The sequence below is a fragment of the Faecalibacterium prausnitzii genome (assembly GCF_049532945.1).
In the GTDB taxonomy this organism is placed as follows: Bacteria; Bacillota; Clostridia; order Oscillospirales; family Ruminococcaceae; genus Faecalibacterium; species Faecalibacterium prausnitzii_N.
This window is the reverse complement of the sequence record NZ_CP186691.1, coordinates 2,658,299-2,684,392: the sequence shown is the minus strand read 5'-3', so window position 1 is coordinate 2,684,392 and position 26,094 is coordinate 2,658,299. Positions and strand designations below refer to the sequence as shown.

The following is a 26,094-nucleotide window of genomic DNA, read 5'->3' as shown; positions in this document are numbered from 1 at the left end:
GAACATGCAGATGGCAACTAACCATACCAGACCCCGCAAAAAAGGCGGTGCGCTGAAGATCCTGCTCGTGCTGCTGGTGCTCGTGCTGGCGGCGGCGGGCGGCGCATTCCTGCTGGCAAAGCGCGAGATCGACGGCGGCACCCGGCAGGGCGCCGTGACCGTGGAGATCGCGCAGGGCAGCGGTGTGAGCACCATTGCCCGGCAGCTGAAGGAAGCGGGCGTCATCCGGTTTCCGCAGCTGTTCCGCTGGTACGTCGGCCACAAAGACGCGGCGGCGAAGCTCCAGTATGGCGAATTTTCGCTGGAACCCGGCAGCTCCTACGATGCGCTCATCGAGGCGCTTTCTGAATATGCCAAGGCGGAGAGCGTCCGCCTGACCTTCCCGGAGGGTACGACAGCCATCGCCATCGCGCAGAAGATGGAACAGGCCGGGCTGTGCACCGCAAAGGAGTTTCTCGAAGAGGCCAACACTGGCGATTTCAGCGAATACACCTTCTGGCAGTACGTGCCGGACGATGCCGACGCGCCGGACCGCTTTATGAAGTGCGAGGGCTATCTCTTCCCGGAAACCTACGAATTCCTCGCGGATGATACGGTGCACAACTACGTTGCAACGTTCTATTCGCATTTTGACCAGCAGTTCACCGACGCGATGTACAAGGAGCTGGACCAGCAGGGCCTGAGCCTTTCGGAGGTCATCACGCTGGCTTCCTTCGTGCAGGAGGAGGCCGGAAACGACCAGGACAACAATGTGGCACAGGTATTCCGCAACCGTCTGGCAGAAGGCTCGCCCTACCCCAAGCTGCAGAGCAACACCTCCAGCTATATCCAGAGCGACAGTGACAACAATTACCTCTGGAACTGGGTGGCACCCTACTATGGCGGCTGGGAGAAGATCCCCGAAAACATCCGCAATGCCTACGACACCTATACCTGCACCGGCCTGCCTGCCGGGCCGATCTCGAACCCCGGTCTGGCCGCCATCCGGGCTGCACTGGCCCCCCAGCCCGATGCGGAGGTCCAAGACTGCTACTTCTTCGTGACCGACCTCAGCGGCCAGTATTACTACGCCCGCACCTATGCGGAGCATCAGACCAACTGCCAGAAGGCAGCGGATGTGAACCGCTCGATCGCGGCAAAAAAATGAGAGCGAAGCCCTTGTGCTGACGGAAAACGCAATGGTTGACCGGTTTGCCAGGGGCGCTCCCTTTGGGAGAGGGTAAGCTCGTTTAGGAGAATGATTATGTTACAGATCCCGGAACTGCTGGCCCCGGCAGGCGATCTGGAACGCCTGCGCTATGCCATCAACTACGGTGCCGATGCCGTTTACTGCGGCCTGCCTGAATTTGGAATGCGGTCTGCTCCGGCCAACTTTACGCCGGAACAGCTGGCCGAGGGTGTCATCTACGCTCACGCCCGCGGCCGCAAGGTCTACCTGACCATGAACACCCTGCCCACCAACGAGGAAGCCGACCGCCTGCCGGACGCCATCCGGAGCGCGGCCGCAGCGGGCGTGGATGCCTTTATCGTGGCAGACCTTGGTGTGCTGGATGCCTGCAAGACCTTTGCACCGGACATCGATGTGCACATGTCCACCCAGACAGGCATCACCAACTGGGCTGCGGCCCGCGCCGCCTACAACATGGGCGCAAAGCGCGTGGTGCTGGCCCGTGAGCTGACCTTGCAGGACATTGCCACCATCCGGGATAAGACACCGCCGGAGCTGGAGATCGAAGCCTTTGTGCACGGTGCTATGTGCATGAGCGTTTCGGGCCGATGCCTGCTTTCCAACTACATGGCGGGCCGCGACGCGAACCGCGGCCAGTGTGCCCAGCCCTGCCGCTGGAAATACTATCTCAGCGAGGAGACCCGTCCGGGCCAGCTGTACGAGATCGGCGAGAACGAGAACGGCAGCTACATCCTCAACGCCAATGATATGTGCACCGCGCCTTTCCTTGATCTGATCTGCAAGGCCGGTGTGGACAGCCTGAAGATCGAGGGCCGTGCCAAGACCTTCTACTATGTGGCAAGCGTTACCGCCGCCTACCGCAGGGCGCTGGACGCTTATCTGGCCGACCCGCTCAACGACAACTTTGAGTTGCCGGACGAGGTGCTGGCCGAGCTTACCCGTACCAGCCACCGCCACTACTCGCCGGGCTTCTACTTTGGCCGCGAGCAGGCCAGACAGGCCACCGACAGCGCTACTTACATCCGCGAGTGGGAGTTTGTGGGCACGGTGGACGGCTGGGAGAACGGCGTTGCCTCCTGCCAGCAGCGCGGCAAGTGGAGCCTGGGCGACACTCTGGAAGCCCTCTGCCCGGATGGCCGCAGCATTCCGCTGAACCCTGAGTGGATCCGGAACGAGGCGGGGGAGAAGGTAGAGTCCACGCCCCATGCCATGGAAAAATACACCATTCCCACGCCGGAGCTGCCGCCCATGAGCCTGCTGCGGCGCAAGGTCTGAGATTTCCGTTCCATACAGCAAAAAAATCCCGCCATTTGGCGGGATTTTTTTCGTCAGAGCGTATCCAGAACGTTGCGCGCCTTCCGGATGGTCTCTTCGCTCGTCTGCCACAGCTCGAACTCGGAGAAGCCGGGCAGGCCCATAGGGACGCCTTCCCGGCGGAAGGTCATGCGGCTTTGCAGCACCTGCTTGCCGGAAAGGTGGAAGCTGTGCGCACCGGTCTGTTTGGTCAGTGCAGGGAGGTTGGCCGGGGAGACGCCTGCGCCCACCAGAATCTCGATGCGCCCGGCGGCGCAGTCCACAAGCTGCCGGAGCAGGGGTGCCCCGGCGGGGGCGCTGGCGGCCTGGCCGCTGGTCAGAATGGTGGAAAGCCCCAGAGCACAGGCCGTGTCCAGCGCCGCGAAGGGGTCGCGGCAGACGTCAAAGGCGCGGTGGAGGGTGAGCGCAACGGGGCGGCCCGCTTTGGCAGCGGCTTCGCGGGCGGCCTCGTAGATGGGGCGCAGGGCCTCTGCATCCAGCGCACCGTCCGGGGTCAGCACACCGGTCACGATGCCGTCTGCCCCGGCGGCGACGAGTGCGGCGGCAGATTCTTTCATCTGCGCCAGCTCCCAGCGGTCGTAGCAGAAATCACCGAAGCGGGGGCGGAGCAGGGCGCGGACGGGCAGGCCGGTGGTCTCCTTGACCTGACGCACCAGCGCAAGGCTGGGCGTTGTACCGCCCACGATCAGGTCGGCGCAGAGCTCCAGCCGGTCGGCTCCGCCGCGCTGGGCCGCAAGGGCACTGGCGGTGCTGTCAACACAAACTTCTAATGTATAGGGCATGAAAAACCTCCTTTGATACAGCTGCCGGAATGGTCCATCAACAAGACCCGTCAACAGAAACTGCTGACGGGTCTTGTTCAGGAACAACAGGTCACTTTACGGATTCGAGGAACCGCACAAAGCCTGCGCGGCCAGCCTCGTCCATTTTATAGACACCGGCATCGGCCAATACCTGAGCGAACACATGGCCCACCTCGTCCTGCAGGATGAGGTGCACGGTGTCGCCGTTCAGTTCCGGGTGACGGGCAAGAATATCCTCGGCCCAGGCAGCGTGTTTTTGCAGGGCTTCGGGGTAGTCGGCCGTGGGCACATGCGCGGTCAGCAGGTCGGCCAGCTCAAACAGCTCCTTTTTCAGGCGGCTGGGCAGCACGGCAAGGCCCATGACCTCGATCAGGCCGATGTTTTCCTTTTTGATGTGATGCAGCTTTGCATGGGGATGGAACACGCCCAGCGGATGCTCCGGGGTGGTGATGTTGTTGCGCAGCACCAGATCCAGCTGATACTTGCCGTCCCGCATCCGGGCAATGGGGGTGATGGTGTTATGTGGCTCGCCGTCGGTCTCGGCAAAGATGAAGCATTTTTCGTCCGAGTAGCCGCGCCATGCGGTCAGAATTTTATCGGCCAGCTCCACAAGACGGGCATCATCCTCGCTGGTCAGGCGGATGCAGCTCATGGGCCAGTGCACGATACCGGCATCCACATCCTCAAAACCGGGGAAGACCCACTTTTTCTCGACGGGAGCCTTTGCCATAGCGAATTCATAGTGGCCGCCCTGGAAATGGTCGTGGCTGAGAATACTGCCGCCCACGATGGGCAGGTCGGCGTTGCTGCCTACGAAATAGTGGGGGAACAGGCCCACGAAATCCAGCAGCTTGCGGAAGGTAGCACGCTCGATCTTCATGGGAGTGTGCTGGTTGTTGAACACGATGCAGTGCTCGTTGTAGTAGACGTAGGGGCTGTACTGCAGGTTCCAAGCGCTGTCGTTGATGGTGAGAGGGATGATGCGGTGATTCTCGCGGGCGGGGTGGTTCATGCGGCCTGCATAGCCTTCGTTCTCGGCGCAGAGCTGGCACTTGGGGTAGGCGCTCTGGGGAGCCAGTTTGGCGGCGGCAATGGCCTTGGGGTCTTTTTCGGGCTTCGAGAGGTTGATGGTGATATCCAGATCGCCGTAGGGGGTCTTGGTGACCCATTTCAGGTCGCGCTTGATGCGGTAGCGGCGGATATAATCGGTGTCCTGACTGAATTTATAGAACCAGTCGGTCGCGGCCTGCGGGCCTTCGCTTTCGTAGCGTTCCTCGAAATTGGCGCGCACGATGCTGGGCCGCGGGGTCAATACGCCCATGAGCTTTGTGTCGAACAGGTCGCGGGCGGTGGAGTTGTCCTCGCACACACCGCGGGCAACGGCATCATCTACCAGCGTTTTGAGGATGCTTTCCAGATCGGTATAGCACACCTCGTCCTCCGGCGCGGTAAAGTCGTCCAGCTGCATGGTCATAAGCAGCTGGTTGCGGATGTAAATTTCATCATCGGGCAGGATAAGACCGGTGTCCAGCCCGTAATTCACAAGCTGCTGAATGGCGGTGGAGATCACAGCACTGCGCCTCCTTCCGGGCGGATGGAGAGGATGTGGCAGCGGCCCTTGCCGAGGATGGCCTCCATCTCAGCCTTGAAGGAATCGAGCCGGGTCAGCGGTACAAAGGCCTGCACGGTGCCTGCGAAGCCGCCGCCGTGCACGCGCACAGCGCCCTTGCCGTTCAGATAATGCTTGGCAGCTGCAATGGTCACGCCCATCTCCTGATGCTCCTTGTAACCGGCGGGGATCACGTTCTGCAGATACTCCCAGCTGCTCAGACCGGACTCGGTGACCAGCGCAAGGAAGGTCTCGAAGTCGTCCGCGCGGAGGGCGTCCACCTGCTTTGCGACCCGGTCGTTGTCGGCGTAGACGTGGAAAGCGCGCAGAACGGCGCGGTCGCCGCACTGCTTGCGGCACTCCGGAAGCTTTGCAAGGAAGGTCTCAAACGGCACATCCCGCAGCACTTCGCCGCCGCACACAGCAGCCACGGCGCGGCACTCGGCGGGCACCGCGGCATATTCGTCGGTCAGGTCGGCATGATCTGCGCAGGAATCCAGAATGCACAGGGCAAGGCCTGCCTTGGAGAAATCGACCTGTACAGGCTCGACCACGGGGTGGGCCGGATCGGCAAAGTCGATGGTAATGATGTTGCCCACGCTGGAAGCCATTTGATCCATCAGGCCGCAGGGCTTGCCAAAGTAGACGTTCTCTGCCCACTGGCCGATCTGCGCGATCTCGATGGGGGAGACTTTATCGGTCATGAAGCAGTCATTCAGGATCACGCCGATCAGCACTTCAAAGGCGGCGGAGGAAGAAACGCCGCTGCCCTTGGGCACGTTGGAGGAAATGTACACATCCAGACCGGAGAGGCTGGCCCCGCGCTCCTGGAAGGCCTTGCACTCGCCGCGCAGGATGGCGGCGCTGGTGTTTTCCTCTTCCTTGCGGGCAGCAAGGTCATCAAGGCCGATCACACACAGGTCGTAGCCTTCGCTCTGCACGCGCAGCTGGTTCAGGGTGTTGGGCGCGGCGGCAGCGATCATATCAATATTCACGCTGCCGGCCAGCACGCGGCCATGCTGGTGGTCGGTGTGGTTGCCGCCGATCTCGGTGCGGCCGGGGGCACTGTACAGCCCGGCCTCGGTGTGGGCACCAAACGTCTTTTCCAGCCCGTCCAGCACAGCAGCGTAGCGGGCTGCCTGTGCGGGGGTCTGTTCGGGGGCGCAGCAGTACAGCGAGGCCAGACGCTCGGTGTGGGCGCCGCCTGCCAGCTCCTGCTTCCAGACAGAAACGGATTTCATCATGGCGAGTTCCTCCTCTGAACAAATCGTGCAAACTTCGTCACAGCCCATGCGGCGGGCCGTGGTGGATCTTTCGATACTCCTATAATAAAGAATCTGTGCCCAAAAGACCATGTGTTATTGTTGCATCTGGATGAAAAGTTGCCAGAAAATCCGGCACGAAATTTGTGCAGAAATTCCTGCAACAGAGCTGAAAAAATCCTCCAAACCGGAAAAGCATTGGCCACAACCCACAAAGAACGGTCGGCTGCGGGTCAATCAGGGCCAGAGTTCCGATATGGAGGATTGGATTTTGCCAGCTGGTCAGTGGAAGTCCGGGCCGGTGAGGCCGTCGAGATTCAGCATCCCTTCCAGTGCGGCCACATCTGCCGAAACGTCCAGTGCGTCGGACTGGAACAGCTTGTCCAGCTGATTTTCAAAGGCGGTCACCAGCAGGTCCATGCTGCGCTCGATGTTCTTTTTGGCATCGGCGATGTTTTCCCCCTGCACATCCTGCGCAGGAAGGCTGGGCGTAGGTGTTCAGCAGCTTGAGGGCGGTGGGCAGATAGTAGTCCATGAATTTCTGCAGCTGGGCTTTTTTATCCGGGTCTTTCTTGGCCAGAGCAAAGATGCGGGCACTGACCGCTTCCAGACGGCTGATCTTGGTGGTCATCACGGGGTCCGGGATGGCATCGTTGGCGCGGCGCAGCTGCTGCTGAAGGGAGGCGTACAGGTCTTCCGGTTCCGCTTCCGGCTCCGGCTGCGGGGCCTTGGGCGGCTGGGGTGCGGCTCCGCGCACGACAAGGGTGTCGGTGCGGTAGTCGATGTAGGCATCGGCCCCGAAATAGCCGTGGTCGATGGCGTGTTCCACCGCAGCGCGGCCACGGACTGCGTCGATGCCGACCGCCGCGAACAACTCGCCCAGCGCGATGTTGTCCCGGTCGCCGACGATCTTGTCGAGCTTGCGTTCCAGCTTGCGGGCGCGGTCCATCCGCAGGCCGGTGAAAAGGGCTGCGCCGCCGCCGATGGTCTGGGCCAGCGCCGTCAGCAGCTCACCCCAGTCGGTCTCATGGCCCCAGAGTTCCTCCATGGCATCGGCCAGGTCGCCGATGCCCACCAGCAGGAAGATGGCACCGAAGATGGTGCACAGGGTGGTGAGGGTCTTGTGCCACTGCTTGGCGCTCTTCTGCTCGGCAGTGGGGATATCCTGGTCGGAGGCCATCTCGCTGCGCTGGCCGGGGGTGGCGCTCTGTGCGGTGCGGGCGTCCTCTGCGTGGCCGTCGCGGGCGGGGTCGGCGTTGGTCTGCTCCTTTTTCTCGGCATCCCGGTCGATGGCGCGCAGGATGAAGAACAGGATGCCCAGCCACGGCGACATGGCGAACAGCACCAGCAGAAGGATGGTGGGGAGATGGGCAAGGAAATGGTTGCTGCGTTTTGGCTCCATGGGGCAAATTCCTCCTAAAATGAAAAGAACCGTGTTCCACCTTATTATAGCGGAACACGGCTCTTTTGTTAAGGGATAATTTATCTGGGAGTAAAAGCCTTATTTCATCAGGCTGCAAACAGCTTCGGCATACGCGGCGGGATCATCCACCGGCAGGCCTTCGATCAGCTGAGCCTGTGCGTACAGCAGAGCACTGTACTTCTTGAGCTTGTCGGTGTCACCGGCCTCCTGTGCGGCCTTGAGCACGGCAAACACGGGGTGGTTGACATTCAGTTCCAGAACCTTATCGCTCTTTACGCCTTCGCTGCCGGGCTGCTTGGACAGCACTTTTTCCATCTCAATGGACAGCGGGCCGTCAGCACTCAGGCACACAGGGTGATCCTTCAGGCGGGTAGAGACCTTGACCTCTTTCACCTTGCCGTCCAGTGCGTCCTTCATGGCATCGAACAGGTTCTTGTTCTCAGCGGTAGCGTCCTCGGCGGCCTTCTTCTCTTCCTCGGTCTCAAGGCCCAGATCACCGCTGTTGACATTCTTGAACTCCACGGTGCCGTCCTTGCCTTCGGCATCCTTGCGGGGATAGGTGCGCAGGATCTGCAGGCAGAACTCATCCACATCCTCGGTCAGCAGCAGGACGTCATAGCCCTTATCCATGACCAGTTCAGCGGCGGGCAGCTTTGCCAGACGGTCGGTAGAATCACCGGCAGCGAAGTAGATATACTTCTGCTCAGCGGGCATCTTGTCTACATACTCCTGCAGAGTGACCATCTTCTGCTCCTTGGCAGACCAGAACAGCAGCAGGTCGCGCAGCAGCTCGGCGTGCATGCCGTAGTCGGAGTAAGCACCGAACTTGATCTGACGGCCGAACTCTTTCCAGAATTCCTCGTACTTCTCGCGGTCATTGGCCAGCATGGCGTGCAGCTCGTTCTTGATCTTTTTTTCCAGAGCGTTGTGGATCAGCTTGAGCTGGTTGTCCTTCTGCAGCATCTCGCGGCTGATGTTCAGGCTCAGATCCTGACTGTCCACAATGCCCTTGACGAAGCTGAAGTAATCGGGCAGCAGGTCGGCGCACTTCTCCATGATGAGCACGCCGGATGCGTACAGGGCCAGACCCTTTTCATAATCCTTGGTGTAGAAGTCGTAGGGACGGTGGCTGGGCACGAACAGCAGGGCATTATAATTTGCAGTGCCCTCGGTGCGGCTGACGATGACGCGGGCGGGGTCGGTATAATCGCCAAACTTTTCCTTATAGAAGTTCGCGTACTCCTCGTCGGTCACTTCGCTCTTCTGCTTTTTCCAGATGGGCACCATGCTGTTCAGAGTTTCCAGCTCGGTGTAAGTCTCCCATTCGGGCTTATAGTCCTCCGGCTTGGGATCGGGTTCCGGCTTCTGGCGCTCGTGCTGGCGCTCCATCTGGATGGGATAGCGCACATAGTCGCTGTACTTCTTCACGATGGCCACGATGCCGTACTCATCGAGGAAGTTGTCGTAGTGGTCCGTCTCAGTATCCGGCTTGATGTGCAGGATGATCTGGGTGCCTGCGGTGTCCTTCTGGGCGGGGGTCATTTCGTAGCCGTCCACACCGGAGGACTCCCACTGCCATGCTTCATCCGAGCCATAAGCCTTGGAAATGACGGTGACTTTATCGGCTACCATGAAGGAAGAGTAGAAGCCGACACCAAACTGGCCGATGATATCGATGTTCTCGTCCTTGTTGTCCTTCTTGAAATCCAGAGAACCGGAGTGAGCAATGGTGCCCAGATTCTGCTCAAGTTCCTCTTTGGTCATGCCGATGCCGTTATCCTCAATGGTCAGGATGCGGTTCTCCTTATCGCGGGTGATGAGGATGCGGAAATCGCCCTTGTTCATGCCCACAGAAGGATCGGTCAGGCTCTTATAATAGAGCTTATCGATGGCATCCGATGCGTTGGAGATCAGCTCGCGCAGGAAAATTTCCTTATTGGTGTAGATGGAGTTGATCATCATATCCATCAGCTTTTTGCTTTCAGCCTGAAATTCTTTCTTAGCCATAATGCAAAACCTCTTTTGTTCAGATTCGGTGCCAGAAAGCCGGAGTTCGGGATGACGGCTTAGCACTCGTAACTTTCGAGTGCTAATATACACCGCTTCGCATCAAAAATCAAGGGCTTTCATAAAAAGTTCAGAAATGTTTGCGGTTCTCTTTGCATTCCGGCTCCAAACCCATTATAATAGTCCCGCCAAAGTTGGAAAGGATGACTTCGATGCAGTTTGAAATGTGTGCGCTTCCCGGTGGAGGGAAGCTGGAACTTTATCTGCGCAGCCCGGACCCGGCCATGCCGAACGCGCTGCGCCGTCCGCTGGTGCTGGTGGTGCCCGGCGGCGGCTATACCCATGTGAGTGCCCGCGAGGGCGACCCGGTGGCGCTGCAGTTTGCGGCGGCGGGGTACCACACCGCTGTGCTGACCTACAGCGTGGGCGAGGGGGCACGGGATCACCAGCCGCTGCGCCAGCTCCGCGCGGCCATCGGGCTGCTGCGGCAGAACGCAGAACGTTGGGGCATCCTGCCGGACCGGATCGCCGTGTGCGGCTTTTCAGCGGGCGGCCACCTGGCCCTTTCCGGTGCTGTGCTCGACTGCCCCGGCGAGGCGGCAGACCGCAGCCGGAAGCCGGATGCCGTGCTGCTGGCTTATCCGGTCATCACGGCGGGGGAGTATGCCCACCGGGGCAGTTTCGTGCAGCTTTCGGGCAGCGAAGACCGGGCGGAGCACCAGAGATTTGGGCTGGAAGGGAAGATCACGCCGGATACGCCGCCGGTCTTCGTCTGGCACACGATGGAGGACGCCACCGTCCCGGTGGAAAACACCCTGCTCCTCCTTGCAGCGCTGCGGAAGAACCATGTCCCCTGTGAGGCGCATCTGTTTGAGAAGGGGGTCCACGGCACCAGCATCTCCACCGCAGAGGTGGATGCCGCCAGTGCCCACCGCGCCCATTGGGTGCAGCTGGCGGTGGAATGGCTGAACGACACCTTCGACTTCCATCTGGAATAAACTGGATTTGTACAGTTCTACAAAAAATTCATGAAAAAATAGTTGACCTGCAACAAATTTTAGCGTATACTGGTCAGCGAAAACAAACGCCGGGCATACCGCCCGGAAGGAAGAGGGAACATTTATGGCAATGCGGCCGGAAATTTCTGTCAAGAACCTGATGATGCAGGCATTCCTGACGGGCTGGGAGCTCTCCGACAAGAGCATCTCGCAGGATGAATATCTTCAGAGCGCCATTCAGGTGATCGAAATGCTGCAGGTGGAACCGGAAAACCTTTATGCCGAAGAAGGCCTTGGCCTGCCGGACGGCGAAGAAGTGGATCATCTGGACGACTGGCTGCGTGCCGACGGCCAGTGGCTGTACTACGGTGTAGAGGAAGAAAATTTCTTCCTGATCCAGTGGTACCCGGATGTGGAGTCCGCCAAGGCCAAGCTCGCGGAGCTGGACGCCATGGGCGACGGCAGCCGGCAGTATCTGGTGGACATGAGCCTGAAGCGCGAGAACCCCAGCAGCGCCGAGAACTTCGGCAATTCCAATCCGGTCCAGCTCCGCTCCTGATGTTGATTTTTAAGAGGAAAGGGACCCCAAGCAATGCAGCTTTCTCAGACTGAACGTGAGCAGCTTTACACCATTCTGGAACAGTACGACCACCATCCCAAAGTGCAGGAGATGCGGGAGTACATCCAGCACGGCTCTGTCACCACCTACCAGCATTGCAAGAATGTGGCGCTGGTGAGCTTCTGGCTCAACCGCCGTCTGCATCTGCACGCTGACGAGACCTCGCTGGCAGTGGGTGCCCTGCTGCATGATTTTTATCTGTACGACTGGCACAAGACGAACAGCTTCCGTGGCATCCGCCGCCTGTTTGAGATGCACGGCTTTTCGCACCCCGGCTCGGCCTGCGTGAATGCGGAGCACTACTTCCACATCACGAAGAAGGAGCAGGACATCATCCAGAGCCACATGTGGCCGCTGACCTTCCGTCATGTGCCCACCTGCCGCGAAGCAGTCATCGTCTGTCTGGCCGATAAGTACTGCGCCGTGGTGGAAAGCATGTTCCGTCGCGCCAAAGTCGCCACCACCGTGGGTGCGGATGGGGCCGACGACACTGAGTGGTAAAATAGAAAACCCTCTCAGCTTCACTTCGTTCACCAGCTCCCCCGAAAGGGGGAGCTTTTCTTGTGCCGTAAAATACAGCACAAGACCTCGCCCATCGGGAGAGGTGGCATTGCGAAGCAATGACGGAGAGGGTCTTTCTTTTTCAGCGGCTTATTCCGACCGCAGGGCCTTGACGGGGTCGGAACGGGAAGCGCCCTTGGCGGGGATGAAGCCGCCGAGGATGGTCAGCACGGTGGCCAGAACGATCAGCACAAGGGCTGCGTTCAGCGGCAGGCGGGCGACCACGTTGGTGCCGTTGGAGATCTTCTGGATGAGCATGTTGCCGGGGATCAGCAGGATCTCGCTCAGCACGACGCCGATCACGCCGGAGCACATTCCGATAATGAAGGTTTCGGCATTGAACACCTCGGAGACATTGTGCTTGGATGCACCGATGGCACGCAGAATACCGATCTCCTTGCGGCGTTCCAGCACGCTGATATAGGTGATGACACCGATCATGATGGAAGAAACCGCCAGCGAGATGGAGACGAAGGCGACCAGCATGTTGGAGATCATGTTGATGATCTCGGTCACGGAGGTCATCAGGGTGCCGACGACGTCGGTGTACTGGATGACCTTGTCGTCCGCGCCCTGGGACCGCATGTTGTCGTTATAGGCGTCGAGCTTGGCCACGACGGACGCCTTGTGGTCAAAGTCCTGCGGATAGATCTTGATCTGGCTGGGGGCGTCGAGGTCGGCATAGCCCAGCGTCTGCAGGTTGCTGTCATAGGTGGCGGTGGAGGAGAGCATGGCCGACTTCATCAGGTCGGTCAGGTCGTCCTCGCTCATGTTGAACTGGATGGCCTTCTGGAAAGCAGCAGCGTCGATCTTCAGCGCGCTCTCCATCTGGCTGCCCAGCTGGGAAAAGCTCTGCTGCATCTGACTCTGGATGTTCTGGCTCATCTGGGTCATCAGCTTGGTCATGGCCGTCTGCATCGCGCTGCCCAGCTGGGTTTGCAGCGTCTCGGAGATCTGCGACGAGTAGCTTTCCATGAGGGTGGACATCGCCGTCTGCATGGCCTCCGAGAACTGGGCCTGCAGGGCGTCCTGGTCGAACAGTTCGCCCATGGCGTCGTTCATCAGGGTCTTGAAGGCATCGCTCTTGAGGTACTGGGAGAAGCTGATCTTGTTCAGGTTCAGGATGCCGTTCCCGATGACATAGTCCTTGTAGCCGACCAGAACCTTCTGGGCCAGCTCCTGCATCTTGTCTTCGGAGACGGAAAGGTCCATGTTGGCAAAGAGGTCGGTCAGGGTGCTCATGTCCAGATCAGGCGTTTCGGTCAGGTCCAGATCCAGCTGGAAATCGTCGGGGTCGAGCAGCGAGCCGAGATCGACCGAACCGTTGTCCAAATCGAATGCACCGCTGAGGTCGAAATTCAGCTTGCTGGTGTCGAACTGGAAGGCGCTCTTGAGCATGTCGGTGTCGATGCGGAACAGGCTGCTCATATCAAAGGCGGAAGCGTCTTCGGTGCCGAAGGGTTCGCCGTTCATCACATTGATGGCAGGGGAGGCCAGCTGGTCTTGGACCATCTGGGAGTCGGCTGCGGTGGCGATGACGTGCTGGGTGAGGGCGGCCGGATAGGCGATGCCGGAGGACAGCATGGAAGCAGAGGCATCCTCTTTGGGCTGCACGACGCCCACCACGGTCAGGGTCTCGCTGGATGCGACAAGGCTCTTCATAAAGTCCTTGTCGTCGGATTTGTCCACCCAGGCGTTGTGGTCGTCGTCGCGCAGATAGCGGTCGGCCGCGTTGACCAGTTTGAACTGGATGCCGATGAAATCGCTGTACCGATAGGTCTTGAAGTCGGTGGGAACATCGACGTTCTGGTTCTGGGCGAACTGCTGGATCATCTTGTCCAGCTCAGCGCTGTCCCGCAGGCCGAGGGCGTACAGCGCATAGTCGGTGATGGTGCCGTCGGCACCCAGCACGGCAACGCATTCGTTGTACTTCTCCGGCCAGCGGCCCGCCTTGACCTCGTACTGGGAGTTGTAGAGTTCATCGCTTTCGGGCAGCTGATAGAACACGCTGGTGTTCATCATGGAGGACATCATGCTGTTGGTGGAGCTTGTGGAGCTGATGCCCAGGCTGGAGAGGGAGGAATCCGGGTTCACCTGACGGATGGAGCCATCGGCGTCTTCCCGGTAGATCTGGGGCTGCACATTATAAGAATACTCGATGGAGGTGGCATCCTCGGCAATGGTGCAGTCGTCGCTTTCGAGATAGGTCTTGAGGGACTTCAGGTCGTTGGAGGTGATGCCCGCCACCATCTGGGTGATGAGCTGCCGCACCGGGACCATCCCTTCCTCGGCGGTCGTGCCGGAAGCGGACGTCGGCGAGCCGGAGGTGAGCATCGAGGTCAGGTCCATGCCGCTGCTGAGAATTTGCAGCGGATATTCCGAAAGGGTGGAGCGTTCGGTATCGTCGATATACTGGTTGACGCCTGCCGACAGGGAGATGATGAGCGCAATGCCGATGATGCCGATGGAACCCGCAAATGCGGTGAGCAGGGTGCGGGTCTTTTTGGTGAGCAGGTTGTTGAAGCTCAGGCTCAGCGAGGTGAGGGGAGACATGGACGAGCGGCCCATGCTCTTGTGCACCGGCGGGGCAAGCTGGGCGGCGTCCGGCTCGAAGGGGTCGGTGTCGGAGCGGATGACGCCGTCCTTCAGCTGGACGATGCGGGTGGCGTACTGGTGGGCCAGCTCCGGGTTATGGGTGACCATGACCACAAGGCGGTCTTTGGCCACCTCCTTCAGCAGCTCCATCACCTGAATGCTGGTGTCGCTGTCCAGTGCGCCGGTCGGCTCGTCGGCCAGCAGGATGTCGGGGTTATTGACCAGTGCGCGGGCAATGGCCACACGCTGCATCTGGCCGCCGGACATTTCGCTGGGGTGCTTGTGCAGCTGGTCGCCCAGACCTACCTGCTCCAGCGCCTTGGTGGCCCGGCTGCGGCGCTCGGCACCGGAAATGCCGGAGATGGTCAGCGCCAGCTCCACATTGGAAAGCACTGTCTGGTGTGGGATGAGGTTATAGCTCTGGAACACAAAGCCAATGGTGTGGTTGCGGTAAGAGTCCCAGTCGCGGTCGGTATATTTTTTGGTGGAGATGCCGTTGATGATCAGATCACCGCTGTCGTAGCGGTCCAGACCGCCAATGACGTTCAGCAGGGTGGTCTTACCGGAACCGCTGGGGCCGAGAATGGCGACGAACTCGCAGTCGCGGAGATTCAGGCTGACCTTGTCAAGGGCTGTCTGGACCAGGTCGCCGGTCTTGTACTGCTTGTGGATCTTTTTGAGTTGAAGCATGGATTCTGCCTTTCTGCAAACACGGCTGAGGGGAGTGCCAAAGCCGCCGGAACAAAAATATCACTTTATTTTATCAGAAAAATGTGAACAAATCGTGGCATCCCGACGGCTCCCGACAGGGGAAGTTCTGGAAGATAAGAGAAAATTACGGTCCCTTGCTTTTGGGCGGAAAAGGTGGTATCCTTGACAAAGAAAAGCAGTTTCCATCGGCTTTTCTCTGGCGAAAAACGCGAGGTGAACCGGGCAGAGCAAACACCAAAACGACACATTTTGACGCTTTTTAGGGGATTGCATCTCTCTGTGCTGCTCTATAAAATAGGAATGAAAAGCCATAGACCGGAAGATTATGGCAACCACAGCAGCAAGGAGGAGTCTTTTATGGAACGAACGTATGCCCCGTTGATCCGGCAGTTCTCGTCGATCAAGGGCTATCAGGCCGCGTATACGCTGGTCTACGCGCTGGATGCGTCAGAAGGCGGCTGCCACCTGACGCTGGACCGGAAGGGCGAGCGGGAACAGCAGGTCAGCGAGTTTGTTCCGCTGCATCCGGAGGCAGGCTACCGGCTGCTGCAATATCTGTGTGAAAATGCCGTGTAGCCAGAGATCTGGGGCGATGTGATCGCAGACTGGCTCCCGGTGCTGGAAGCAGAGCAGAACGGAGGTGCCGCAGGTGCCCGGTGAGCGGGATGCGGAGAACCTGCGCGTCGCTCTGATGAGCTACGACGACCGGGAACTCCGCATCCGGAAGTTTTATCTGGAAGAGCAGAGCACCATCATCCGATGCACCTGCTTCCAGAGCGGGGAGCCTGTCCTGCAGGCGCTGCGGCAGGAGCGGTGCTTTGATGTGCTGGTGCTGAGCAGCCAGCTGGAGGATATGGACAGCCTGACCTTCCTCGAAAAGCTCAACCGCCTGCCCAGCCACCCGCCGCTCCTGTTGCAGGGCGACGGCTGGGCCGACGACATCACCGCCGCCCACCTGCAGCCGGGCAGCCGCTTTTACGGCGTCGGGCACGACCATCTGCGGGATCTTCTGCGGGGGCTGCTGGGCGTCCCCGGCCGGAACTCGATGCAGATCGAGCGGTTCTGCACCCACCTGTACGAGCTGTGGAAGCTCCCGCAGCCGGACACCAATTGCGAATACCTCACGCTGGCGGTACAGATCGCCTGTTCAGCCGATGGAAAACTGGCGCTTCGCAAAGAAATTTTGCAGGGCGTCGCGGAACAATATCACATCACGGTGGCCGCTGTGGACAGCGGCCTGCGCCGTCTGGTCGAAGGGCTGGAGACACGGCACCCGGTGGAATGGGAGCACTTCAAGGCGGAAAACGGCCTGACCGGGCTCAAAGTCACCACCGGCAGGCTGGTCTACTCGCTGCAGCAGACCGTGCTGCGGCGCGGCATCATCGTGCGGGAACAGCGGTAAGGAGGAACGGTGGATATGTGCAGGCAGGACGAAGCGGGATTTCCGCAAAAACAGTTGGAAACAGCGTTTCTGCACTCACTGCGCCTGCTGGAACAGAACCGGGAATATTTACAGATGCACTTGCAGCCGCTGAAGGATGCCCGCACGGCTCAGGCGCTGGAGGACATGGAGCAGGAAACAGCCCGGCTGGAACGGACGTTCCGGGAGTTGATGGAGCTTTCGGCTCCGGAGGAACCGGTGCAGAAGCGGCCGGTGGACCTGTGCCGCCTGCTGGCGCAGCTGGAAGGGCTGCGCGGCGAGATCGACGCCCAGAGCAGCACGAAGCTCACCGTAGACTGCGGCGGGCTGGAGCAGTGCCTTGTCTGGGGCGACCGGGAAATGGCCGAACAGATCTGCTTTCACCTGCTTTCGAACGCCCTGCGTGCCGCCGCGCCCGGCGGGAACATCCAGGTGTGCCTGCGGCAGACCGGGCAGGACATCCGCCTGACCATCGAGGACGATGGCTGCGGCCTGCCGGAAGGGGAGGGCTGGCTCGAAAACCGCCGCCGCTTTCTGGGCGGTGCGCAGGCGGGGCTGCTGCTCTGCCGCCGGTATTGCCGCCAGCTGGGCTGGGAGCTTGCCCTGCTGCCCCGCACACCGCAGGGTGTCCGGGCAGAGCTGACACTGCCGCTGCCCACCCGGCCGTTCCCCATCGAAACGACGGTCGAGTTCCGCTCGCAGCCGTCCCACCCGGACGAACACAGCACCACCGCGCTGCAGCATCAGCTCCGCCGCGAGCTGTATCTGCTCACCCGCAGGCACTCAGGGAATTGACCGCAGATTCCAAAGCCGTCCTGGGGCGGCTGCTGGACAAGGCGGTAGAAGAATATCTTGCAATGTGATTATGAACGCGCTGCGCATCGGGCGGGATGGACTGCCCACCGATGCGCAGCGCGTTTTGTCTGCCAAAATCCACTCTCAGTAAAGAATCTTAGCTGTTTTATGGAAAAATGCGGCCGAAAGTTCCGTGAAATTAACAAAATGTTTAACTTTTTGAGCGGAAAATACTATTTTTTCTGTGTAAAATGGGGAACACTAATTGATTGTTTTCGCATTTTTGAGTATAATACAACTGTATGCGAGTCCTGCAGATGATTCGCTAACGAACTACTTTTCGGGCAGAGCATGGCAGAGCGGCCCTGCCCGAAAACTGGCAGGAAGTTCCTTCAGGAGGAAAGAAAAACGTGAGAGTAGGTCTTGACATCGGCAGTACCACCATCAAGTGTGTGGTGCTGGATGAACATGATGCGCTGCTGTATTCTACATACGAACGGCATTACAGCCATATTCTGGAAAAGGCGCAGGAGCTGCTGCGCCGCATCGATGCCGAGCAGCTGCACGGTCAGAAGGCGCTGCTGAGCATTTCCGGTTCGGCGGGCATGGGTCTGGCCGACAGCTGCGGCGTGCCCTTTGTGCAGGAGGTATTCTCCACCCGCGTGGCGGTCAAGCGCTTTGTGCCTGCCACCGACTGCGTGATCGAGCTGGGCGGTGAGGATGCCAAGATCCTGTTTCTGACCAACGGTACCGAGGTGCGCATGAACGGCAGCTGTGCCGGCGGCACCGGTGCCTTCATCGACCAGATGGCCACCCTGCTGAAAATGGGTGCCGACGAGATGAACAAGGCAGCAGAGAACGCACAGCGCACCTACACCATTGCGTCCCGCTGCGGCGTGTTTGCCAAGAGCGACGTGCAGCCCCTGATCAATCAGGGTGCCCGTACCGAGGACATTGCTGCCAGCATTTATAAGGCTGTGGTCAACCAGACCATTGCAGGCCTTGCACAGGGCCGTCCCATCAAGGGCAATATCCTGTATCTGGGCGGCCCGCTCACCTTCAGCAGTGTGCTGCGCAAGAGCTTTGACGAGGCGCTGAACGTGACTGGCACCTGCCCGGAGAACAGCCTGCTGTATGTGGCACTGGGCGCTGCCCTCTATGCCGACAAGGCTTTCGTTCTGTCTGAGGTGGCCGATGCGCTGGATCGGTACGCTGCCACTGCCACCTATGCCAGCGAGCCGCCGCTGTTCGCCAGCAAGGAAGAATACGAGGCCTTCCACGCCCGCCACATGTCCCACAGTGTGCCGCGTGTGCCGTTCAGCGCGCAGTGCGGCCCGGTGCATATCGGCATCGACTCCGGTTCCACCACCGTCAAGCTGGTGGTGGTGGACGAGAAGAGCCAGATCCTCTACACCAACTATCAGCCGAATCTGGGCAACCCGCTGCCCCTCATCCGGGAGCAGCTGCTCAAAATTTACAAGGAGCACCCGGGCCTGCAGGTGGCCAGCGTGACCACCACCGGCTACGGCGAAGAGCTGGTGAAGAACGCATTCCGCTGCGATTACGGTCTGGTGGAAACGGTGGCGCACTTTACCGCTGCAAAATACTTTATGCCGGATGTGGATTTCATCATCGACATCGGCGGTCAGGATATGAAGTGCTTCAAGATCGAAGATGGTGCCATCAGCAACATCTTCCTGAACGAAGCATGTTCCTCCGGCTGCGGCAGCTTTCTGCAGACCTTTGCACAGGCACTGGGCTATGACGTGAAGAAATTTGCAAGCCTTGGCCTGTTTGCAGACCGCCCGGTGGATCTGGGCAGCCGCTGCACCGTGTTCATGAACAGCTCGGTCAAGCAGGCCCAGAAGGACGGCGCAAGCATCGAGAACATCTCGGCTGGTCTGTCCATCAGCGTGGTCAAGAACGCACTGTACAAGGTCATCCGCGCATCCAGCCCGGAAGAGCTGGGCCGCAAGATCGTGGTGCAGGGCGGTACCTTTTATAATGAAGCCGTGCTGCGCGCCTTTGAAAAGGAGATGGGCGTGGAGGTCATCCGCCCGGACATTGCCGGCTTGATGGGCGCTTACGGTGCGGCTCTGTTCGGCCTGCGCCAGAGCGCCAGGAACCACAGAGAGACTTCCTCCGTGATGACGCTGGAGGAGCTGAAGAGCTTCGACCAGAAGGTGGTCAGCGTCAAGTGCGGCGGCTGCGGCAACCACTGCCAGCTCACCGTCAACACCTTTGCGGATGGCCGCAAGTACATCTCCGGCAACCGCTGCGATAAGCCCGTGACCGGCAAGAGCGCCGACGACAGCCTGAACCTCTACGCCTACAAGCAGCAGCTTCTGGCCGAGTACAAGCCGGTGGCCGGCAAGCGCGGCTCCATCGGCATCCCGCTCTGCCTGAATATGTATGAGATGCTGCCGTTCTGGCACACCTTCTGGACAAAGCTTGGCTTTGCCGTGCACACCAGCCCAGTGTCCAGCCGCGGCCTGTACCTCGCCGGTCAGGCTACTATCCCCAGCGATACCGCCTGCTTCCCGGCAAAGCTGAGCCACGGCCACATCAAGGCCCTGAGCCAGATGCAGCTGGACGCTATTTTCTACCCCTGCCTGACCTACAATGTGGACGAGGGACTGGGCGACAACCACTATAACTGCCCGGTGGTGGCCTACTACCCCGAGGTTCTGGCAGGCAACTGCCCGGAGCTGGAGGGCACCAAGTTCATCTATGACTATGTGGGCATCCACCGCCCTAAGGACTTTGTGCACAAGATGGCAAAGAACATCCTGCCCAAGTACTTTGGCGGTATCTCCGAGAAGGAAGTGCAGGCCGCAGCGGATGCCGCCTATGCGGAATACGAGTCCCACATGGCAAAGATCCGCGTGAAGGGCAGCGAGATCATCGATGAAGCCCGCCGTCAGGGCAAGCGCATCATCGTGCTGGCAGGCCGCCCCTACCATGTGGACCCCGAGGTGAACCACGGCATCGACCGCCTCATCACCCGCCACGGTGCTGCCGTTGTTACCGAGGACAGCATTTCCAACCGGGTGCAGAAGTTCCCTACCAGTGTGCTGAACCAGTGGACCTACCACAGCCGCCTGTATGCCGCCGCCAAGTACTGCACCACCCAGAAGGATATGGATCTGGTGCAGCTGGTGTCCTTCGGCTGCGGCGTGGATGCCATCACCACCGACGAGACCCGCGAAATTCTGCAGGAGGGCGGCAAGCTCTACACCCAGCTCAAGATCGACGAGATCACCAATCTGGGTGCCGTGAATATCCGCCTGCGCAGTCTGTTTGCTGCTCTGGACGAGCGGGACGAGGTGGCCGCAGAAAAGGCAGAATAAAATAGAGATAGAGCAAAAAGCTTTTTAAGAAAGCAACATAGGAGGAACCTATGGAATACAATTATCCCAAATTTACCCCGGAGATGAAGAAGACCCATACCATCCTCATCCCCAACATGGCCATTACCCAGTTCCGCCTGCTGGAGTACGCCCTGCGTTACGACGGCTACAAGTGCGAAATTCTGGGCAACTGCGGCAGTGCCGTGGCACAGCTGGGCCTGAAATACGTCCACAACGACACCTGCTACCCGGCTCTGCTGGTCATCGGTCAGTTTCTGGATGCGCTGAACAGCGGCAAGTATGATCTGGATCACACCGCCCTGCTCATCACCCAGACCGGCGGTGGCTGCCGTGCCTCCAACTACATTCATCTGCTGCGCAAGGCACTGGTCAAGGCAGGCTATCCGCAGATCCCGGTGGCCAGCCTGAACTTCTCGGGTCTGGAAAAGGACAGCGGCTTCCAGATGACCCTGCCGCTGGCCCGCCGTGCGCTGGCCTGCATCTTCTACGGCGATATGCTGTGCGCTTTGCGCAATCAGGTGGCACCTTACGAGAACGAGAAGGGGGCTGCCGATAAGATGGTAGACCTGTGGGTGGAACGCTTGGGCCGCGTGCTGCTGGCAGGCAAGGGCTACACCTCCAAGGAGATGAAGCACACCTTCCCCCTCATCGCAAAGGACTTTGCTGCCATCCCCGTTACCCGGGTGCCCAAGGTCAAGGTGGGCGTGGTTGGCGAAATTTACGTCAAGTACAGCCCGCTGGGCAACAATGACCTGCAGAAGTTTCTGGAAAGTCAGGACTGCGAGGTGAACTTCCCGGGCCTGATGGGCTTTGTGCAGTACTGTGCCTTCAACATGGGCGAGGATCATGTACTGTACGGCGGCAAGCTGGCTGTGAAGATCGGCATTGACCAGTTCCTGAACTGGCTGGACGGCATCGAGCGCGCCATGCTCAAGGCTGAGGCCGACGCAGGCTTCTACGCCCCCGGCCCCTTCAAGGAGCTGGTGGAAAAGCCCAAGGGCATCATTTCGCTGGGTGCCAAGATGGGCGAGGGCTGGCTGCTGACTGCCGAGATGATCGAGCTGGTGCAGGGCGGCTACGGCAATATCGTGTGCGCCCAGCCCTTCGGCTGCCTGCCCAACCACATCGTGGGCAAGGGTATGGTGAATAAGATCCGCGCCCTGTACCCCAGTGCCAACATCACCCCCATCGATTACGACCCCAGCGCCACCAAGGTCAATCAGGAAAACCGCATCAAGCTGATGCTGGCAGTGGCCAAGGAGCGCCTGAATGCCCCGGTGGAGGCAAAGCCTCTGACGGCAGAGGAAATCGCAGGCGGCGCACCCAAAGTCGGCGCGGCGGTCTGATGTTCTAAAGCGGAAAATACCGAAATGCAAAAAGCCCGTCCGGGCCTAAAACTCGGACGGGCTTTTATCATGCCTTGAGAAAAATCAATGCAGGAGAGATCACTTCTGATTCTTCATGTAGATGTGGTGGGGCAGACCGGCAATGTACAGCGGGGTCAGCTCGGCCTGGATCAGCGGGCGGGCATAAGCCAGGAACTCATCGGTCATCTGGGTGTGGTTGGCGTTCATCCAGCTCAGCGGCACCTTCTTTTCGAGGTTTGCAACTTCGCTGATGGGGTGCAGCTCGGTGGTGCACTGGTACGGGCTGTTGGAGATGCGCTTCAGGGCCACCATCTGGCCGGTAACGCCCTCAAAGGCAGCCTTGGCGGCAGCACCGCCCACCTGATAGGCTTCGGTGATGTCGGTGCGGCTGGTCAGATGGCCTGCGCAGCGCTGCAGGGTGGAAAGCTCGATGCAGCGGGTCTTTGTGTCCAGATTGCGGGCCACCACATTTGCCAGATACCGTGCGGTGCCGGTCAGGGCCTTATGGCCGAAAGCGTCCACTGCGTGCACATCGTCGGCCAGCTCACAGACGTAGCGGCCATCTTCCAGCTTCACGCCTTCGGAAACGGCGATCACGATGCTGGGCTTCTTCTCCTGCATCACGCGCACCTTCTCAATGAAGTGTTCCACATTGAAGGGCACTTCGGGCAGGCAGATCATGTCTACACCTTCGCAGTCGTCACTCTTTGCCAGAGCGGCGGCAGCGGTCAGCCAGCCGGCGTTGCGGCCCATGATCTCCACCACGGTGACGTACTTGGTGCCGTACACGGTGGCATCGCGGATGATCTCCTTCATCACCACGCCGATGTACTTGGCAGCAGAGCCGTAGCCGGGGGTGTGGTCGGTGACCATCAGGTCGTTGTCGATGGTCTTGGGCACACCCATAAAGCGGATGTCGCTCTGGATGCGTTCGCCGTACTCGGCCAGCTTGCCGATGGTGTCCATGGAGTCGTTGCCGCCGATGTAGAAGAAGTAGCCGATGTTCAGCTTTTCCAGAATGGCGAACAGCTTTTTGTAGACGGTCTCGTCCTCATGCCAGTCCGGCAGCTTGTAGCGGCAGCTGCCGAGGAAGCTGGACGGGGTGCGCTTGAGCAGCTCGATGTCCAGATCGTCCGTCAGCACGGTGGAAAGATCCACCACCCGCTCCTCCAGCAAACCGGCAACGCCATTGCACATACCGTAAACGATCTCTGCGCCGCGGTTCTTGCAGCTTTCAAATACGCCTGCAAGGCTTGCATTGATGACGGAAGTAGGACCGCCAGACTGACCAACGATTGCATTTTTACCCATGATGATTTCTCCTTTTTTGTTTTTCTGTTTCGGCAATATAATATTACGTGCAGGATGCACGAAAACAGACGCGGGAAAAGGGATTACAGACGGATGTGGCGCGGGGTGCCGTTGACATAGACGGGGGTTACCTCGTCCAGGATCAGCGGGCGGGCATACTCCTCAAAGGCAGCAGTCACCTGCATCCCGTCGGGGCTGATCCAGTCCAGCGGCACCTTCTTTTCAAGGTTTGCCACCTGCTGCACATCCACCGACTCGGTGATGCACTGGTAGGGATAAGCGGAAATGCGCTTGAGCGCGATCATGCGGCCGGTCTCGCCCGCAAAGGCGGCGGCTGCTGCGGCACCGCCCACAGCGTAGGCTTCGTTCACATCCGTGCGGCTGGCCAGATGGCTGGCGCAGCGCTGCAGGGTGGAAAACTCGATGGCACGGCTCTTGCAGTTCAGCTTGTCGTGGATGAGGTCGGAGAGATAACGGCTGGTGCCGCTGAGCACGGCCTTGTGGCCAAAGGCATCCAGCTGGCCTGCGGTGGACACCAGATCGCATAGATAGGTGCCGTCGGCGGTCTTTACGCCCTCGCTGGCCGCAATGATCACATTGGACTTGCGGCGCTGCAGCTCGTCCACCTTGGCAAGGAACTTGTCCTGATCGAAGGGCACCTCCGGCAGCAGGATCAGATCCGGGCCTTCGCAGTCGTCGCCGCCCGCAAGGCAGGCCGCACCGGCAAGCCAGCCCGCATGGCGGCCCATGATCTCGGCCACGGTCACGCTGCGGATGTCATACACGGAGGAATCCCGGATGACTTCCTTTAAAATAGTGGCAATGTACTTGGCGGCAGAGCCGTAGCCGGGGGTGTGGTCGGTCAGGCACAGGTCGTTGTCGATGGTTTTGGGCACACCGATGAACCGCACGCTGCTGCCCACGCGCTCACCGTAGCGGGAAAGCTTTGCGATGGTGTCCATGGAGTCGTTACCGCCAATGTAGAACACCGCGCAGATGTCGTACTTGTCAAACAGGGTGAACAGTTTGATGAAGGGTGTGGAGTCCACATCCGGGTCCGGCAGCTTGTAACGGCAGCTGCCAAGGTAGCTGGAAGGCGTGCGCTTGAGCAGTTCAATGCTCATGCGGTCGTCCAGCAGGACGTTCAGCTCCAGCATTTCTTCCTTGAGCAGACCTTCGATGCCGTATTTCATACCGTACACCTTGTCTGCACCCAGGCTGCAGGCGGCTTTGTACACGCCTGCCAGACTGGAGTTGATCACGGCGGTAGGGCCGCCGCTCTGGCCGATGATGACGTTTTTCGCCATGAGAACCTCCTTCTTATCCAAAAAAACGGTTACGTCCCGCAAAACGGACGGCTGCGTTTTGAAACTGTTTCGGGTGCCCTGCACTGCTCCCGGAACAAGCGCAGCCATTCGCCGCAAGTCGTACAAAAAGAATGCAGGATGTGCAAGCACTTCAATGAAAACGGCACAATTCCTGCTACTCTTCTATTGTAAACCATTTGCCTGTTGTATGCAAGACCTAATTGGTTGCACAGGCAAAAAAATTATGATAAAATAATGGTCATATGGCACAAAAAACGGTGCGATCCCGGAATGCGATGCAATTTTTGAGGGATACTACCCGTAAATATAAAAAAGGCAAGGGGAACGACGATGGGAATTTCACACGAATATCATTCGGCGCATGGCCGCGCCAGGCGCAGCCGTGCAGGGACCGGGCTGCGGCTGGCAGGGGTCATTGCAGCCATTCTGCTGCTCTCGCTGGCCGTGACGGCCATTCTGGAAAACGGTTCAAAGGAGAGCGAGCAGCCGCAGACTGCGACTTCCAGCGGCATTGCCGAGAACATTCTGGCACCGCTGCCCATGCAGGGCGAAGCGGCCGACAGCACAGCGGGGGAGAGCGGGGAGACCGCCGCGGACTCCGGCAGCGCGGGCAGCACGGCGGACTCCGGAGCCGCGGCCGTGACGCTGGAGACCTTCGGCCCGGCCCGGCAGACGGCGGGCGGCTACACGGTCAAGGCGCACGACAGCAGCACCATCCGCCAGCCCAGCTGCGGGCAGGTGGACTTGAGCTACTTTGCGGACGCAGCCTTTCTGGGCGACAGTCTGACGGTGGGCTTCTCGGATTACCAGATCAATCTGGACGGGGCACTCATCTGCGGCTATACCGGCGTTGGCCCGGATGCCATTGTGAACCGCAGCGCAGTCAAAAGCCCCACCCGCGGGCAGGAGGTAGCGCTGGATGTGCTGGCCGCTGCCCGGCCCAAGAAGCTGTATATCCTGCTGGGCACTAACACCCTCACCACGCTGGGCGCTTCGGACCGCTTCCTTGCCTACTATGGCCAGATGCTGGATATGCTGCGCGAGGCTTTGGGCGAGGACTGCGTGATCTACGTGCAGTCTATCCCGCCGGTGCGCCCGGCCGCTGCGGCGGAAAAGCCCGGCCTTGTGTCGGACGTCATCCGCTCGGTCAATGAGCAGCTGGCCCTGCTGGCAGCGGACAAGGGATGCGTTTACCTTGACCTGTGGGAGACCCTTGCCGACGGCGAGGGCAACCTGAAAGAGGTGTTGGCCGCTCCGGACGGCATCCATTTCTCGGCAGGCAACGGCTACGGCGCATGGGTCACCTACCTGCGCAACCACGCAAAGTATTCGGCTGCCAATGCCTGGACGCAGGGCAGCGCCTACGCGGCAAATTAAGCACAAAAAGGAACGGCACACCGTCTGGTATGCC

At 59.7% G+C, this 26,094-nt stretch carries 20 protein-coding genes; 11 read left to right on the top strand and 9 right to left on the bottom strand.

The features are described 5' to 3' along the window. Window positions 1-10 precede the first annotated feature (10 nt). Complete coding sequence (mltG, locus tag ACNQFG_RS13515) at window positions 11-1,147, top strand: endolytic transglycosylase MltG (RefSeq protein WP_423405250.1); 1,137 nt, start codon at window positions 11-13, stop codon at window positions 1,145-1,147. Between the two features lie 96 nt (window positions 1,148-1,243). Further along, a complete protein-coding gene (locus ACNQFG_RS13510; protein WP_423405249.1) occupies window positions 1,244-2,464 on the top strand; it encodes a peptidase U32 family protein in 1,221 nt (406 codons plus the stop codon). Window positions 2,465-2,517: 53 nt separating this feature from the next. On the opposite strand, the gene ACNQFG_RS13505 is transcribed toward ACNQFG_RS13510, so the two are convergent. The 6 genes from ACNQFG_RS13505 to htpG all read right to left on the bottom strand — a co-directional run bounded on the left by ACNQFG_RS13505 (window position 2,518) and on the right by htpG (window position 9,607). Then, window positions 2,518-3,285 carry a copper homeostasis protein CutC gene (locus ACNQFG_RS13505; RefSeq protein WP_423405248.1) on the bottom strand — a complete coding sequence of 256 codons (768 nt, stop codon included), beginning with the start codon at window positions 3,283-3,285 and terminating at the stop codon, window positions 2,518-2,520. A gap of 91 nt (window positions 3,286-3,376) precedes the next feature. Continuing rightward, window positions 3,377-4,876, bottom strand: coding sequence for a UDP-glucose--hexose-1-phosphate uridylyltransferase (gene galT / locus ACNQFG_RS13500; RefSeq protein ID WP_423405247.1), 1,500 nt, complete (start codon window positions 4,874-4,876; stop codon window positions 3,377-3,379). Beyond that, the gene (locus ACNQFG_RS13495; RefSeq protein ID WP_423405246.1) at window positions 4,873-6,159 is read right to left on the bottom strand and encodes a galactokinase; all 1,287 of its coding nucleotides are present in this window, start codon (window positions 6,157-6,159) and stop codon (window positions 4,873-4,875) included. The genes galT and ACNQFG_RS13495 overlap by 4 nt, the downstream gene beginning before the upstream one ends. Before the next feature lie 300 nt (window positions 6,160-6,459). Then, complete coding sequence (locus ACNQFG_RS13490) at window positions 6,460-6,597, bottom strand: hypothetical protein (RefSeq protein WP_423405245.1); 138 nt, start codon at window positions 6,595-6,597, stop codon at window positions 6,460-6,462. Then, window positions 6,572-7,579, bottom strand: coding sequence for a 5-bromo-4-chloroindolyl phosphate hydrolysis protein (locus ACNQFG_RS13485; RefSeq protein WP_423405244.1), 1,008 nt, complete (start codon window positions 7,577-7,579; stop codon window positions 6,572-6,574). The genes ACNQFG_RS13490 and ACNQFG_RS13485 overlap by 26 nt, the downstream gene beginning before the upstream one ends. A 99-nt stretch (window positions 7,580-7,678) precedes the next feature. Further along, a complete protein-coding gene (gene htpG / locus ACNQFG_RS13480; protein WP_097781712.1) occupies window positions 7,679-9,607 on the bottom strand; it encodes a molecular chaperone HtpG in 1,929 nt (642 codons plus the stop codon). Window positions 9,608-9,819: 212 nt separating this feature from the next. On the opposite strand from htpG, the gene ACNQFG_RS13475 reads away from it, so the two are divergent. From ACNQFG_RS13475 to ACNQFG_RS13465, 3 genes are all read left to right on the top strand, one after another. Continuing rightward, window positions 9,820-10,605, top strand: a complete 786-nt coding sequence (locus ACNQFG_RS13475) for an alpha/beta hydrolase (protein ID WP_423405243.1) — start codon at window positions 9,820-9,822, stop codon at window positions 10,603-10,605. Window positions 10,606-10,729: 124 nt separating this feature from the next. Continuing rightward, window positions 10,730-11,164 carry a hypothetical protein gene (locus ACNQFG_RS13470; RefSeq protein ID WP_423405242.1) on the top strand — a complete coding sequence of 145 codons (435 nt, stop codon included), beginning with the start codon at window positions 10,730-10,732 and terminating at the stop codon, window positions 11,162-11,164. 33 nt (window positions 11,165-11,197) lie between these two features. Beyond that, window positions 11,198-11,725 carry an HD domain-containing protein gene (locus ACNQFG_RS13465; protein WP_423405241.1) on the top strand — a complete coding sequence of 176 codons (528 nt, stop codon included), beginning with the start codon at window positions 11,198-11,200 and terminating at the stop codon, window positions 11,723-11,725. 150 nt (window positions 11,726-11,875) lie between these two features. Here the strand turns inward: ACNQFG_RS13465 and ACNQFG_RS13460 are convergent, their stop codons facing one another. Continuing rightward, window positions 11,876-15,070: an ATP-binding cassette domain-containing protein gene (locus ACNQFG_RS13460; protein ID WP_423405240.1), complete on the bottom strand. Its 3,195-nt coding sequence runs from the start codon at window positions 15,068-15,070 to the stop codon at window positions 11,876-11,878. A 378-nt stretch (window positions 15,071-15,448) separates the two neighbouring features. Here ACNQFG_RS13460 and ACNQFG_RS13455 point away from each other — a divergent pair, with 378 nt between their 5' ends. The 5 genes from ACNQFG_RS13455 to ACNQFG_RS13435 all read left to right on the top strand — a co-directional run bounded on the left by ACNQFG_RS13455 (window position 15,449) and on the right by ACNQFG_RS13435 (window position 22,023). Continuing rightward, on the top strand, window positions 15,449-15,667 hold the full coding sequence (locus tag ACNQFG_RS13455) for a hypothetical protein (protein ID WP_423405239.1): 219 nt from the start codon (window positions 15,449-15,451) through the stop codon (window positions 15,665-15,667). A gap of 73 nt (window positions 15,668-15,740) precedes the next feature. After that, complete coding sequence (locus ACNQFG_RS13450; protein ID WP_223449835.1) at window positions 15,741-16,493, top strand: response regulator; 753 nt, start codon at window positions 15,741-15,743, stop codon at window positions 16,491-16,493. Between the two features lie 54 nt (window positions 16,494-16,547). Then, window positions 16,548-17,306 carry a sensor histidine kinase gene (locus ACNQFG_RS13445; RefSeq protein ID WP_423405238.1) on the top strand — a complete coding sequence of 253 codons (759 nt, stop codon included), beginning with the start codon at window positions 16,548-16,550 and terminating at the stop codon, window positions 17,304-17,306. A gap of 410 nt (window positions 17,307-17,716) precedes the next feature. Beyond that, a complete protein-coding gene (locus ACNQFG_RS13440; protein WP_423405237.1) occupies window positions 17,717-20,656 on the top strand; it encodes an acyl-CoA dehydratase activase in 2,940 nt (979 codons plus the stop codon). 50 nt (window positions 20,657-20,706) lie between these two features. After that, window positions 20,707-22,023: a 2-hydroxyglutaryl-CoA dehydratase gene (locus ACNQFG_RS13435; RefSeq protein ID WP_337678698.1), complete on the top strand. Its 1,317-nt coding sequence runs from the start codon at window positions 20,707-20,709 to the stop codon at window positions 22,021-22,023. 99 nt (window positions 22,024-22,122) lie between these two features. Here ACNQFG_RS13435 and ACNQFG_RS13430 read toward each other — a convergent pair whose 3' ends face one another. Further along, window positions 22,123-23,355, bottom strand: a complete 1,233-nt coding sequence (locus tag ACNQFG_RS13430; RefSeq protein WP_097781973.1) for a 6-phosphofructokinase — start codon at window positions 23,353-23,355, stop codon at window positions 22,123-22,125. An 83-nt stretch (window positions 23,356-23,438) separates the two neighbouring features. After that, window positions 23,439-24,662: a 6-phosphofructokinase gene (locus ACNQFG_RS13425; RefSeq protein WP_005939849.1), complete on the bottom strand. Its 1,224-nt coding sequence runs from the start codon at window positions 24,660-24,662 to the stop codon at window positions 23,439-23,441. 351 nt (window positions 24,663-25,013) lie between these two features. Here ACNQFG_RS13425 and ACNQFG_RS13420 point away from each other — a divergent pair, with 351 nt between their 5' ends. After that, window positions 25,014-26,060 carry a GDSL-type esterase/lipase family protein gene (locus ACNQFG_RS13420; protein WP_423405236.1) on the top strand — a complete coding sequence of 349 codons (1,047 nt, stop codon included), beginning with the start codon at window positions 25,014-25,016 and terminating at the stop codon, window positions 26,058-26,060. Window positions 26,061-26,094 lie beyond the last annotated feature (34 nt).

What these genes read in the sequence shown, in the direction of transcription:
- ACNQFG_RS13490 (WP_423405245.1), bottom strand. Translation starts at nt 6,597, where the DNA reads ATGGACCTGCTGGTGACCGCCTTTGAAAATCAGCTGGACAAGCTGTTC.
- htpG (WP_097781712.1), bottom strand. Translation starts at nt 9,607, where the DNA reads ATGGCTAAGAAAGAATTTCAGGCTGAAAGCAAAAAGCTGATGGATATG.
- mltG (WP_423405250.1), top strand. Translation starts at nt 11, where the DNA reads ATGGCAACTAACCATACCAGACCCCGCAAAAAAGGCGGTGCGCTGAAG.
- ACNQFG_RS13455 (WP_423405239.1), top strand. Translation starts at nt 15,449, where the DNA reads ATGGAACGAACGTATGCCCCGTTGATCCGGCAGTTCTCGTCGATCAAG.
- ACNQFG_RS13495 (WP_423405246.1), bottom strand. Translation starts at nt 6,159, where the DNA reads ATGATGAAATCCGTTTCTGTCTGGAAGCAGGAGCTGGCAGGCGGCGCC.
- ACNQFG_RS13425 (WP_005939849.1), bottom strand. Translation starts at nt 24,662, where the DNA reads ATGGCGAAAAACGTCATCATCGGCCAGAGCGGCGGCCCTACCGCCGTG.
- ACNQFG_RS13435 (WP_337678698.1), top strand. Translation starts at nt 20,707, where the DNA reads ATGGAATACAATTATCCCAAATTTACCCCGGAGATGAAGAAGACCCAT.
- ACNQFG_RS13470 (WP_423405242.1), top strand. Translation starts at nt 10,730, where the DNA reads ATGGCAATGCGGCCGGAAATTTCTGTCAAGAACCTGATGATGCAGGCA.
- ACNQFG_RS13430 (WP_097781973.1), bottom strand. Translation starts at nt 23,355, where the DNA reads ATGGGTAAAAATGCAATCGTTGGTCAGTCTGGCGGTCCTACTTCCGTC.
- ACNQFG_RS13465 (WP_423405241.1), top strand. Translation starts at nt 11,198, where the DNA reads ATGCAGCTTTCTCAGACTGAACGTGAGCAGCTTTACACCATTCTGGAA.
- ACNQFG_RS13485 (WP_423405244.1), bottom strand. Translation starts at nt 7,579, where the DNA reads ATGGAGCCAAAACGCAGCAACCATTTCCTTGCCCATCTCCCCACCATC.
- ACNQFG_RS13420 (WP_423405236.1), top strand. Translation starts at nt 25,014, where the DNA reads ATGGGAATTTCACACGAATATCATTCGGCGCATGGCCGCGCCAGGCGC.
- ACNQFG_RS13460 (WP_423405240.1), bottom strand. Translation starts at nt 15,070, where the DNA reads ATGCTTCAACTCAAAAAGATCCACAAGCAGTACAAGACCGGCGACCTG.
- ACNQFG_RS13475 (WP_423405243.1), top strand. Translation starts at nt 9,820, where the DNA reads ATGCAGTTTGAAATGTGTGCGCTTCCCGGTGGAGGGAAGCTGGAACTT.
- ACNQFG_RS13510 (WP_423405249.1), top strand. Translation starts at nt 1,244, where the DNA reads ATGTTACAGATCCCGGAACTGCTGGCCCCGGCAGGCGATCTGGAACGC.
- ACNQFG_RS13505 (WP_423405248.1), bottom strand. Translation starts at nt 3,285, where the DNA reads ATGCCCTATACATTAGAAGTTTGTGTTGACAGCACCGCCAGTGCCCTT.